The organism is Bacteroides xylanisolvens XB1A (assembly GCF_000210075.1).
GTDB classification, from domain to species: domain Bacteria; phylum Bacteroidota; class Bacteroidia; order Bacteroidales; family Bacteroidaceae; genus Bacteroides; species Bacteroides xylanisolvens.
This window is the reverse complement of record NC_021017.1, coordinates 4,975,363-4,987,790: the sequence shown is the minus strand read 5'-3', so window position 1 is coordinate 4,987,790 and position 12,428 is coordinate 4,975,363. Positions and strand designations below refer to the sequence as shown.

At 37.5% G+C, this 12,428-nt stretch carries 7 protein-coding genes and 1 pseudogene; 1 reads left to right on the top strand and 7 read right to left on the bottom strand.

The annotated features are described in order from the left end of the window. The 7 genes and pseudogenes from BXY_RS19395 to BXY_RS19360 form a co-directional block, all read right to left on the bottom strand. The coding region (locus tag BXY_RS19395; protein ID WP_208946864.1) for an MFS transporter at positions 1–1,038 on the bottom strand (1,038 nt) is incomplete at its 3' end. Positions 1,039–1,051: 13 nt separating this feature from the next. Then, a complete protein-coding gene (locus BXY_RS19390; protein WP_015532732.1) occupies positions 1,052–1,945 on the bottom strand; it encodes a glycerophosphodiester phosphodiesterase family protein in 894 nt (297 codons plus the stop codon). 15 nt (positions 1,946–1,960) lie between these two features. Then, positions 1,961–3,763 (bottom strand): glycerophosphodiester phosphodiesterase family protein, encoded by a 1,803-nt coding sequence (locus BXY_RS19385; RefSeq protein ID WP_004315633.1) that lies wholly within the window; start codon positions 3,761–3,763, stop codon positions 1,961–1,963. Between the two features lie 78 nt (positions 3,764–3,841). Further along, a complete protein-coding gene (locus BXY_RS19380; RefSeq protein WP_008770866.1) occupies positions 3,842–5,224 on the bottom strand; it encodes a RagB/SusD family nutrient uptake outer membrane protein in 1,383 nt (460 codons plus the stop codon). Positions 5,225–5,239: 15 nt separating this feature from the next. Beyond that, positions 5,240–8,637, bottom strand: a pseudogene (locus BXY_RS19375) (TonB-dependent receptor). Positions 8,638–8,682: 45 nt separating this feature from the next. Next, the gene (locus BXY_RS19365) at positions 8,683–9,678 is read right to left on the bottom strand and encodes a FecR family protein (RefSeq protein ID WP_015532730.1); all 996 of its coding nucleotides are present in this window, start codon (positions 9,676–9,678) and stop codon (positions 8,683–8,685) included. 128 nt (positions 9,679–9,806) lie between these two features. Next, positions 9,807–10,427: an RNA polymerase sigma-70 factor gene (locus tag BXY_RS19360; RefSeq protein ID WP_015532729.1), complete on the bottom strand. Its 621-nt coding sequence runs from the start codon at positions 10,425–10,427 to the stop codon at positions 9,807–9,809. A 232-nt stretch (positions 10,428–10,659) separates the two neighbouring features. Here BXY_RS19360 and BXY_RS19355 point away from each other — a divergent pair, with 232 nt between their 5' ends. Continuing rightward, a complete protein-coding gene (locus BXY_RS19355) occupies positions 10,660–12,225 on the top strand; it encodes an ATP-binding protein (RefSeq protein ID WP_134993325.1) in 1,566 nt (521 codons plus the stop codon). Positions 12,226–12,428 lie beyond the last annotated feature (203 nt).

Below are 12,428 nucleotides of genomic sequence, written 5' to 3'. Positions count from 1 at the left end.
CCCAAAATGAGCTCCCGGAACTAAGAGAAACAAACAAAGAGCAAACACATTCATCAACCCGAAAATTAACGCAGGAACATTGCGACGTCCACCAAATAACTTATCGGAAATAACACCTGAAAACATAGTACCGATTATGCCACAGACCGGACAAATAGAAATGATAAAACTGGCATCCAAGGTGGAGTAACCCTTTTGAGCTTCCAAATAAAAAACGCCCCAACTATTGATAGCATAACGACTGATATACATAAAAGCACTCGAAAGAGCCAGTATCCAAATGGCAGGCATCAGCAATACCTGACGCTGTGCTTTATTAAAATCAGCCGTTTCTGTCTCACTCATTTCCTTTTTCTGTTTGGGAACATTCACCGAAGGAAATCCCATGCTTTCGGGAGTATCATGGAAGAACTTCCAGACGATCAACGCTCCTATCAATCCCACTATACCGGCTCCGAAGAAACCATACCGCCAGCCCAACACACTGACAATTGAGGCTATTATCAGAAAAGTCAACGCTTCGCCGATATTATGGCTCGCAGACCAAAAGCCATAGTATGAACCGCGCTCTTTGTCCGTGAACCAACGGGAAAGCCCTACTACACAAGAGGCTGCTCCCATAGATTGAAACCAGCCGCTAATCCCCCAAAGGATAGCGAACAGGATAAAAGAATTAGTAAAACCGAGACAGAGGTTAACCAAAGCGGTTACCAATAAACCGGTAGTCATAAAACGGTTGATATTACTACGGTCGGCAAGGAAACCGTTCGTGAATTTCCCGATGGCATAGGTGAAAAACAATACGGAACCTATGATGCCTAACTCTGTTTCCGAAAAAATGCCTTCATCTACAATAGGTTTCTTTACGACATTCAGACTAAGACGGCACACATAATACATACCGTAACCAAAAGTCGCAGAAAGGAAGGTAGACCATTTCAGAAACTTCAAACGGCGGGCATCGGATGAAGACAAAGTTTCTCCGTTACAAGGTCTCGGTGAAGAGACCTTGTAAAAATTGATTAGTTGTTTCAACATGAAGGAAGTGCGTTTAATCGTGAAGTTTCTTGTTACGCAAATACTCCAATAATAAAGCAGGACGATCTGTTTGAATTAGCTTGGCTCCCTGGGCAATTATCCACCCCCAACTTTCATCCGGCTGATGAAGTTCTACTGCACGGTCGTCATCATGGCCGCCACAGAGTTTAGGCCACAAAGAATTAACAAAAAGCCTTGCGCCACTATCACGCACTTTCTGAATCAATCGAAGAGTCTCTTTTTCATCATTATCAAAGACTAATTCATAAGCTATCGGTTTCAAATGTTTCTGATAACTATCTATTATTTTTTCAGCATCTTCCTTATTTAAATTTATCACTGGCATAAAAATCACTTTATCCAATACTTCCCCGTTCTCCACTTTTACTTGTTCATAGGGAAGTCCAGCTTTGATAACACATTGGTCAACTGTTCCCGTTTTTTCCAGAATACAATAAGCCTCTTTAAAATAATCATACCCCTTATCAATATTGACTAATATTTTGCCCTTACATAATAACATGACTTCTTCTAAAGTAGGAATAAGATGAGTAGTCTTGTGAGCTGCTCCATTTTTTAGACGAAAACGCCGCAATTCTTCCAAAGTGTAATTTTCCGGTTTCCCTTTTCCTGTTGTTGTGCGATCAATTGTTTGATCATGCATCACAATGAGATGTCCGTCTTTCGTTTTCTTCAAGTCAACTTCGACCATATCAACTCCCATATCAATACAATTTTGTATTGCTTGCAAAGAATTTTCCGGTGCATTTCTCCAATCACCACGATGAGAAACCACCATCACCGAATGATTATTTTTATCTAACAAATTCGCACGTAACTTTCTATTCTGAGCATTTATCCCCGAAATAGCAATGAGCAACAAACTAAAAATGAATAACTTTCTCATATTGTTTCAGTATTTTTATCTATTGATTCTGATTTTTAAATAAGCTCTATCGTCAAAGGAGCAGTTTCCCTTCTTAATACCTTTAGTACTTTTATATTGGCGCATACAAAGAGGATCATTCTCCAAGATATTCATCAAATAACATTCTGATTCCCTCAAAGTCGGAAACAAACAAGGATAGCCGTCAGACGACAAGACTATTTGTGTATGATTTCCTATGGAGAAAATACGTACCTGATGCATATTAATGGGAAAACCATCAAAAACCGGAAAAGAATATGGTTGATTTTTATCAGGATTGTTTTGAAGTATAGCTTGCTGCTGGAGAAAACGATAAATAAAATTACGCCCTGGATCATTGCTCAATAAATCATCCGGTGTAGCACCATTTAACAAAGCTATTTCATTTACTACCGCACGCGCATTAGCCATTATAGCGTCAATTTCCTTTTCATTTGAAGAGTAAGTATTACCAAAAAGACACTGACAGTCCCCGATTTGCCATATTTCATTCTTTTCATAACTATAAATCACTCCATTGGCAGTAAAACGGCTACCGGGTGTTTTCTCCAACTCTTCCAACAAACGATGCTGAACATAAAAAGAATGTATTTTCTCTGTTATCCTTTTCAGAGCTTCATTGGCATCAATATCTTTAGGGAAATCGTGTATCGCCTCAATGACCAGTTCCATCGCTATACGCCCCGTTTTTTTTCCATCAATCTCCAATTCCGATTTTGCCGTAGCTCCATCAATGACTGCTGCAAAATAGGGAGTTACAATTATCCCATCTTCATTTGTAGCAGGAGTATGCTTACCTTTCAAGAATACTTCTTCTACATCAAAATTAGGACTTGTTTGCATTGTCCATTCATTCTCTACGGAAAGGTAATCCCAATTTTCAATACATTCCCATTTCTTTTTCAATTCTTTCTTTTTCAAATAATTTATTAAATATGCAGGTCTGTCTGTTTGCAATATAGAAGCCCCGAGCGAATCTATCAAATAGCCATAACCTTCATCCGGATCAACTAAAGAGCAATCATCATCGTGACCGCCTGCATGGGTATTCCACAAAGTATTATACCAAATTCGTGCTCGCCCTTTCATCGCATTTTTTACATCATAGGGTAATCTGTTCAAATCAGATGCAAATTTGAACTCTACCGCCACAGGATTTATTATTTGTAAATAGTCATCCAAACGCTGCATTGCATTTTTATCGTCCAAATTAATCTTTGGCATAAAGACGACCTTTTTTAGATATTTCCCATAGTTCTTTTTCACATAATCTGCCGGAGCATCGCTTTTCATTATTACCATATCGGTCGTTCCTGTCTTCTCCAATAGGGTATAAACCTGATCAAAATAATCAAAAGCTTTGTCCAAATTAAGCATCACTCTACCTTTAGCAAACAGTAATGCCTCTTCTAAGGTCGGTACTTTATAAATAGTTTTTATATGACAACCATTTCGCAATTGAAGTGCTTTAATTTCTGCCAGCGTATGATCTGCAACCAGTCCTTTGCCGGTCGTTGTCCGGTCCAACTTAGAATCATGCATTAATATCAAGTGTCCATCTTTCGTTCTTGCCAAATCAACTTCTACAATGTCTACCCCCATTTTTACTGCATTATCTATTGCCTCTATAGAATTCTCGCAAGCATTTCGCCAATCACCTCTATGAGAAGCTACTAATACATTCTTGTTTTCAGGAGCAAACAGTTTATTGCGAATACTGTCTAATCTGGTCTGAGCAAATGAACTAATGCTCAGAATACAAAAGCTCACAAAAACAACTAATTTTCTATTTATCATGTTTCAGCCATTTCAATTATATCGGAATATATAAATAACTATCTTATCTATATATTCCAATATAACATAGTGAGTTTTCTAATATTGAGGATTTTGTGGAAGTATATTAGGATTATTCACCTTCTCAACTTCTGCACTAGGAATCGGGAAAATCAATCTATAATCCGGAATATCTATATCATAAGCGGCCTTTATGACCTCTTTTGCCGTTCCTGTTCTAATTAAATCGAACCAACGATTTCCTTCTAATGGAAATTCCAAATATCTTTCGTTCAAAACAGCTTTTTTAAAGTCTGATTGTGAAGGTACTTCCAAGGATGTCAGATTTGGTAGCCCTGCTCTATCACGTACTTTATTCAGATAATAAAAACCGCTGTTCTTTGAGTTAATATCCGTATCAAAAGATTCTTCGTTCAATACCTCCGCATACATCAAAAGAATATCTGCATATCGCAAAACGATAAAATCATTTCCAACATCTTTAGTAGATACATCCTGAATATCATAATATTTCATCGGTAAATAAACAGAACCACTCTTTTTGTACTCCAACAATCCTGCACGCGCATCATCACTATTATAGGCTCCTTTCAGGACGTCACTAAAATGGCCCAATGTTACATCCGATAGACTTAACCACATTCCATGACCACCGTCAATCAATGTTTTACTATATTTAATGGCAAACAAGATCTCTTTATTCATCTCATTATTCACATCAAAAACATCCTTTATATCAGTAAGCAAATCATATTTCTCTGTGATTATGATATTATTTAAATGAGTCTTTGCATCATTATATTTCTTATTTGTCAGATAAGTTTTTGCAAGAAGAGCTTCAGCCGCATTAGATGTCACCCGCCCTAAATCTGATTTATCATAAGTATCGGGTAACTGTAAAGCAAATATCAGATCGGATTCAATCTGCTCATAAACTTTGCCTACGCTCTCCCGAGGCATCTTCAAGGCCTCTCCATCGGAAAGTTCATGTACAACCAATGGCACTCCACCAAAGAGACGCACCAAATTAAAATAATGAAATGCACGAATGAAACGGGCTTCCGCCTCAAATTGTAATTTCTTGTCGGCATTAATTGTTGCATTCTGAATGTGATCTATCATCACATTACAACAACTTATTGCACTGTACGATTTCTCCCAAATATCAGCAATCAAACTATTTGTCTTGTTATCTTGAAAATGGTTGATTTCATATTTATCTTGAGAACCGGACGTAAAACTTGGCATAAACATATTATCCGAACGATACTCCAATACATCAAGAACGATTGTCGGATAATTCCGAAGCGACTGGTAACACGCCATTACCGCACTATTAAAATCATTTTCAGTTACATAAAATTCTTTAGCATTAGGCTGAGATTCCGGCGACAAATCTAAGAAGCCCTCACAAGAACTCAAACAGAAAAATGCACATACTATCAATAATTTATTCTTCATAATTTCATGTATTTATTAAAAGCTAACATTCAAACCAAACGAATAAGTCTTAGATAACGGATATGATCCATAATCCACACCAGGAGTCAAGGAACCATTAGAATTATAGTTACTTACTTCCGGATTATAACCGGAGTAATTGGTTATCGTAAATAAATTCTGACCGGAAAAATAAAGTCTCAATGATGTTAATCCGAACTTTTGTACAAAATTCTTAGGCAATGTATATCCTAAAGTAATATTTTGCATTCTAAGATAAGAACCATCTTCCAAATGCCATGTAGATGTGCGTGAATTGTTACCGGTTGACTTACGGTTTGCTCTGTTCACCTGTCCGTTACCCGGATTTTCCACTGATTGAAAACGGTCTAAAGCAATGACCATACTGTTTACATTTCCCTCCATATTAGCTATATAACGCCTTTGTAGATTAAGAATTTTATTTCCCTGAACACCTTGCAAGTTGAATGACAAATCTATCCCTTTATATGCAAATGAACTCATAAATCCATATGTAAACTTCGGCATATAATTGCCAACAATTGCGCGGTCATCATCCAAATCCATTTCACCATTTCCATCAACGTCTACAAATTTGAAATCACCGACTTTTGCATTTGAGAAGTGTGGATATGCATCTAGCTCTGCCTGATTTTTGAATACTCCATCCTGAACCAACAAAAAGTAATTGCCGATAGGCTGACCTACTTCTGTTTTAAAATATGCATGGCTAACGCCCGCAGATGTGATGATCGGAGCATCTTCGGGGCCAAGTTTAAGAACTTTGTTCCTATTGGCAGCAATATTAAAACTTGCATCCCATCTGAACCCACTCCAATTGTGATGGGTACCTATCGTAAATTCAACACCACGATTACGTACTTCACCAATATTCTTGCGCATATCTGAGAATCCCGTAATCTGAGGGATAGGTACGTCTAACAATAGATCGTAGGTGTTACTTTGATACATATCAAATTCAAATGTCAATCGTTCGTCAAATAAACCGATGTCTAATCCAACATTGTACATCCGAGTTTTTTCCCATCCTAAATCATCATTTGAAATCTGCGACGGACGCAAACCTGATACTAAACTACCTTCACCCGTGCCCAATACATATTGATTATATTTCAACATAGCAATATGTTCATAATTTCCAATACTAAAGTTACCGGATATACCATAACTAGCACGTAATTTCAGATTACTAACCCAAGGAAGATTTCTCATGAAATCTTCAGAAATGATACGCCATCCAACAGAGACTGACGGAAAATATCCCCAACGATTATTCTTCCCGAAACGAGACGAACCATCTGAACGTATAGCAGCACTCAATAAATATTTTCCTTTATAATCATATTGTGCCCGTGCCAAGAAAGAAGCCAATGCCCATGCCTGTGAATCTGCTCCACCTGTAGAAACAATTCCTCCGGCTACATTCTGCACTAAATCATTCACAAAATCCGTAGCTTGTACAGAATGCTTCTTCATCATATCTTTTTGAGCTGTAAATCCAATGATAGCATTTAAATTATGACCATTGAAGTTCTTTTGATAATTTAAAGTATTTTCTATAAGCCAGTTCAAATAGTACGTTCCACTGGATTTAGCTACGGGGTTTGATGGTGATTGAAAATACTTCTCTCCCTGTAACGGCAATTCGGACGAACGATAATACTCATTATAAAAATAATTATAATTAGTGGCAGCTGAAAACTTATACTTCAAACCTTTAATTATCTCCCACTGAAAATAGAAGTTACCTAATAAATTAGCATGAGTCACCTGATCTTTTGTCAGATTAGCCATTGCGACAGGATTTAAAACAGCATTATGCTGATAGTCAGTACCTATTTTCCAAAATCCGTTTCCCATATAATTATATGAACCGTCCTCATTATATACCGGCCATACAGGTGGCATCATTAATGCATTAATTACCACTCCTTTATTATTATCACTATCCACTCTGTCCTCTATCGAATAAGACGGTGAAAAATTAACACCTAATTCCACTTTATCACTTTTATAAGTGAAATTGAGACGAGCACCAAACCTTTCATAACCCGAATTCACAATGATACCCGATTGATTTAAATAGCTTCCAGAAATAAAGAATTTTGTCTTTTCTCCACCACCACTTATAAAAATGGAATGCTTTGTAATAGGAGCCGTACGATATAATGCATCTTGCCAATCTGTATTTGTTAGCCCTTTCTGTCCTTCTAAATATGGAAATAACTCAGGTGGAATCTTGTCGTAAGATTTTTTTCGTACTTCATTAGGGTCATCAGGACTAGCGTCAGGATAAGAGGTTAAATACGAACCATTATGCCCGTCACGTGCAAATGCTGCAAATTCATAAGCGTCTAACATATCTATCTTTTTTGAAAGCGTTTGAAAACCAACAGAACCATTATAACTAACTTTCGCTTTTCCACTCGCCCCTTTTTTGGTAGTAATCATTACAACACCATTTGCTCCACGTGAGCCATAAATTGCTGCCGAAGAAGCATCCTTTAATATTTCAATCGATTCCACATCATTCATATCAACAGTTTCCAAAGCACTTGAAGCTCTTTCCAATGGTACTCCATCCACCACATATAGCGGCTCTGCCCCTGCTGTAATAGTCCTGTACCTCTCACGCGAATAGTAGCACCACTGTTAGGTTTTCCAGAAGTCTGAGTTACTTGAACACCAGCCATTTTACCAACAATAGCCTGGTCAAATCCTGTAACAGGCATGTCTTTCAAGTCTTTCCCCCCTACTCTTGCAATGGAAGTAGTGACATCCTGCTTTCTCATGCTTCCATAACCTACTACTACAACTTCGTCAATCAACTTACTATCTTCTATCATGGTTATCTTTGAAAGTTTCTCATCAGTAACAGCAATGTCTATTGTCAAATATCCGATATAAGAAATAGTTAATAGCGATTTTTCCGGCACATCTGACAAAACAAATTTACCATCAAAGTCGGTAATTGTTCCTTGCGCTTCACCTTTAATTTGGACACTGGCTCCAATAATAGGAGTACCATTTTCGTCTACAACCGTTCCGGAAATTTTCTTTTTCTCTCCACTTTTTGATTGCTTTTGTTGGTTACTTTTAGAAATTACAATCATTTTATTCTGCAATTTATAAATCAAGCCTTCATCAAGAATTTTATCCAAGACATCATTTATCGAAGCATTTTTAAATGTTGCCGTAATCATCTTGTTCTCATTTACCTCGTCTGTTTTATAAATAACAGATAATCCAGTTTGTTTTTCCACTTCTTTCAATACCGTTTTCAAAGCTTCATTTTTAAATGTCTTACTCACTGTTTGACCATTTAAAATTACTGCAACAAAGCTCAATGAAACGAAAAGAAGTAACCGTAATAAGTTCTTTCGGTTGTTCATAGTTCTTCCTGATTTAATTTAATAATAGTTGTTACTAAATAGAAATTATTCTCTGATATATATATCCTTGTCTATACGTTCGATGGTTATCGGGATGATCTCCTGCAAAGCAGTCATCACCTCTCCTATCGTTTCTCTGTTTCGCAGAGAAATACGGAAAGTCTTATCGCCTATCGACTCCGATTCCAATCGAATATTCACATCATATTGCCGGGATAGTTTTGCGACTAGTTCTTTTAATGTAATATGATCAAATTCTATACGATTCTCCGCCCACGCTTTTGATTGTGAGGCATTTACTTGGGTACGGACAAATTTTCCGGTTTCTACATTCAATCTTATTGATTCACCAGGAGACATCATAACCGGAGTCCCCTTATAATTCAACTCGACCGAACCTTCGAGCAGAGTGGTGGAAATAAATGGATCGTCCGCATATGCGGATACATCGAACTTCGTTCCTTTTACGACTACGTCATATCCATGTGTCTGTACGATGAAAGTAGCTCCCTCCTTCTTTGTGACTTCAAAATATCCCTCACCATTCAATTCGACTTTACGATTGGCCGTATTAAACTTGTTCGAATACTTCAGTGTAGAACCTGCATTAAGCCAAACGACTGTCCCATCAGAAAGAACGACTTTGCTCTTCTCTCCATAAGGAGTTTCACATACAAAATACGTCTCCGGCTTTAATGAGGAAGAAATCTGCCAAATACCTATGGTGCCTCCTATGGTCAGAATCACGATAGCCGCAACCGCAGCAACTTGCCGCCATACGGATGACCGGAATTTTGAAACAGTAAGCATCGGGATAATAGCTTCTTGAGTGCGAATCTTGCGCTGCAAAATTTCCCATTCTCCGATTGTTCCGGAATCTGAAATGCCTGATGCAATCCACTCCTTTTCCCATTGTCTGAATGTCGCACGATTTTCTTCGCTTTGCCCGACATACGCAAACAGTAGTTTCTCGTCTTTGCGCAGGATTCTTCCTTCGAAATACTGAATAGCTAACTCACGAATGTTTTTCTTTTCTTCCATAATTTCACTTTCTATAAGATGTAACAACTATTATTTCTTTTACCCAACCACCGATAGAAATAAAAAAGCAGGAATTTTTCGGTTCCTGCTTTTTTTTCCCTAATTTTCAATGGTTTATCTTTTCCATTTTATTTATTATTCATAATAACCCAGGCAATAATCATAATATAAATATCTACCGGATACTTGTCTTTGAAGTGTTTTGAGAAGCACTGCAATGCTTTGGCAATGTGTTTTTCAACTGCCGTGGTCGATATTTGAAGTTTGTCTGCTATTTCACGATTCTTCAGTCCTTTGAAACGGCTCATCAGGAATATCTCGCGGGAACGTTCAGGCAATTGCCCAATGACAATGTTGATCTGTTCCTGCAGCTCGTCATACAGCAGTTTATGTTCGGCATCTAATGCGAAATCGGAATAGTAGAGCCGCTCTTCTCCATCAACAGATGCAAGATATTCAATCTGATGTTTCTCAACAATCGAAAGATGCTTCAAGTAATTCAAGCATCCATTACGTACCATCGCAAAAAGCAAAGATGTGACCGATATTGCCGACAGCAATGCCCGCTTCTCCCAAAAACGCAAGAAGCACTCCTGAATAATATCACGAGCCGTTTCTTCATCTTCAACAAAACGAATAGCATAGCCACGCAAACGAGGATAGTAGGTCTTAAAAAGATATTCAAAGGCTTGATTATTTCCTTTTTTTATTTCATCCAATAAGAATTTCTCATCTGAAAATTCAATCATAGTGTCGCATTTTAAGAACAAAAGTATAACAAAGATGTAAAATTTCAGATGACAATATTATTAATATTTTTCCACTTATCCGCATTTTGGGGAATCTTTTTGTTACGCAAGCAACAAATATATAAGGAGAAAGATGATATATATCAGATATATCCCGTTTTTAAAGTGTTCATTCATCATTATTTCGAAATAATGATTACCTTTGATGTGTATAACAGCTAAAGAACCGAATATGTATGACTTGATGCGTAAACTTCCTATTGGAATACAGACCTTTGAGGATATCCGAAGGAAAAATTATTTATATGTGGATAAAACGGCATTGGTATGGCGAATGGCGAATATGGGAAAGCCATATTTCCTAAGCAGGCCACGCCGTTTTGGCAAAAGTTTGTTGTTGTCTACATTTGAATCCTATTTTTTAGGTAAAAAAGAATTATTTGAAGGTCTTGCCATTGAGAAAATGGAAACTGAATGGAAGGAGTATCCGGTTTTACATATTGATTTGAACGCAGAAAAATATGATAAACCGGAGAAGTTAAATGAAATTCTTAGTAATCATCTGACTCAATGGGAACTTAAATACGGGAAAGGGATTGACGAGAGAACCCTTTCTTCACGATTCGGGGGTGTTATTCGCCGGGCATGCGAACAAACAGGTCAACAAGTAGTGGTATTGGTGGATGAGTATGATAAGCCGCTTTTGCAAGCTATCAACAATTTGGAACTTCTCGACGATTACCGCCAAACATTGAAAGCCTTCTACGGAGTGCTAAAAAGTGCCGACCGCTATCTGCGATTTGTATTTCTTACCGGAGTGACAAAGTTCTCACAAGTCAGTGTATTCAGTGATTTGAATCAATTGAACGACATCAGCATGAAGCCTCCGTATGCTACGGTCTGCGGCATTACCCGGCAAGAATTAGTTGATACTTTCACACCTGAACTCAAAAACCTGTCGGAAGCAAACCAACTGACTTTTGAAGAGACACTTCAAAAAATGGCTACCACCTATGATGGTTATCATTTCTGCGAATTTGCCGAAGGAGTATTCAATCCCTTCAGCGTACTCAATTCTTTCGACGGATGCAAATTCGATAGTTACTGGTTTCAGACAGGTACTCCTACATTTTTAGTTGAACTGCTGCAAAAAAGTGAATACGACCTCCGTACTTTATTAAGCGGAATCGAAGTTCCGGTTTCTTCTTTTGCAGAATATAAAATGGATGTTAATAATCCTATTCCGCTGATCTATCAAAGCGGATATTTGACGATTAAAGACTACGACAGACGATTTAATAACTATCTATTGGATTTTCCCAATGATGAAGTACGTTATGGATTCATCAATTTTCTTGTTCCATTCTACACTCCAATGAAGAATAACGATCAAGGATTTTATATTGGAAAATTCATTGATGAACTGGAAAATAGTGATTACGAATCTTTCCTTACTCGTCTCGAAGCCTTTTTCGCAGATATTCCTTACGAGTTGAACGACCAAACCGAAAGGCATTATCAGGTTATTTTCTATTTGGTTTTCAAACTGATGGGACAATTCACGGAAGCTGAAGTCCGCAGTTCACGTGGGCGCGCTGATGCTGTGGTAAAGACTCCTAAATACATCTATGTATTTGAATTTAAGCTGAACGGAACGGCCGAAGAAGCACTCAAACAGATTGATGAGAAAGGATATTTGATTCCTTATAAAGTAGACCATAGAGAAGTGGTAAAGATTGGCGTGGAGTTTAGTGCTGAAAGTAGGAATTTAAGTCGCTGGCTGGTAGAAATCAAGTAATAAATATAAAGCCATTCCAGGAAGAAAAGCAATCATTACTTACTTCCCGGAATGGTGACTAATACCTTGAAAACAAAGACTTATATTCTAACCTAATGTACTCACTTTAATTCACTTCTTTTGATTTTGCATTCCAAACGAATAAGGCAAACAACACTGAAAGTAGAGCTGAACCAATCCAAAACCAATTGATATACGTGAAA

What these genes read in the sequence shown, in the direction of transcription:
- BXY_RS19390 (WP_015532732.1), bottom strand. Translation starts at nt 1,945, where the DNA reads ATGAGAAAGTTATTCATTTTTAGTTTGTTGCTCATTGCTATTTCGGGG.
- BXY_RS19385 (WP_004315633.1), bottom strand. Translation starts at nt 3,763, where the DNA reads ATGATAAATAGAAAATTAGTTGTTTTTGTGAGCTTTTGTATTCTGAGC.
- BXY_RS19380 (WP_008770866.1), bottom strand. Translation starts at nt 5,224, where the DNA reads ATGAAGAATAAATTATTGATAGTATGTGCATTTTTCTGTTTGAGTTCT.
- BXY_RS19365 (WP_015532730.1), bottom strand. Translation starts at nt 9,678, where the DNA reads ATGGAAGAAAAGAAAAACATTCGTGAGTTAGCTATTCAGTATTTCGAA.
- BXY_RS19360 (WP_015532729.1), bottom strand. Translation starts at nt 10,427, where the DNA reads ATGATTGAATTTTCAGATGAGAAATTCTTATTGGATGAAATAAAAAAA.
- BXY_RS19355 (WP_134993325.1), top strand. Translation starts at nt 10,660, where the DNA reads ATGTATGACTTGATGCGTAAACTTCCTATTGGAATACAGACCTTTGAG.